Genomic DNA, 383 nt, shown 5'->3' with positions numbered 1-383 from the left:
GGCCAGACCTTTTGCCCCGACATGATCGGCACCATCAGCGGCCAGAGCTTTTGCTCCGACGTGATCGGCACCATCAGCGGCCAGACCTTTTGCTCCAACATGATCGGCACCATCAGCGGCCAGACCTTTTGCCCCGACATGATCGGCACCATCAGCGGCCAGAGCTTTTGCCCCGACGTGATCGGCACCATCAGCGGCCAGACCTTTTGCCCCGACATGATCGGCACCATCAGCGGCCAGACCTTTTGCCCCGACATGATCGGCGCCATCAGCGGCCAGAGCTTTTGCTCCAACATGATCGGCACCATCAGCGGCCAGACCTTTTGCTCCGACGTGATCGGCACCATCAGCGGCCAGAGCTTTTGCTCCAACATGATCGGCAC

At 60.6% G+C, this 383-nt stretch carries 1 protein-coding gene; it reads right to left on the bottom strand.

Features of this window, described 5'->3' with window-relative positions; genetic code table 11:
- On the bottom strand, positions 1-383 hold a 383-nt coding region (locus QMX98_RS34890), incomplete at both ends, for a phage infection protein (RefSeq protein WP_348967366.1).

It is taken from the genome of Pseudomonas sp. PS02303 (assembly GCF_029959925.1).
Lineage (GTDB): Bacteria > Pseudomonadota > Gammaproteobacteria > Pseudomonadales > Pseudomonadaceae > Aquipseudomonas > Aquipseudomonas mandelii.
This window is presented reverse-complemented; position numbering and strand designations above follow the sequence as displayed.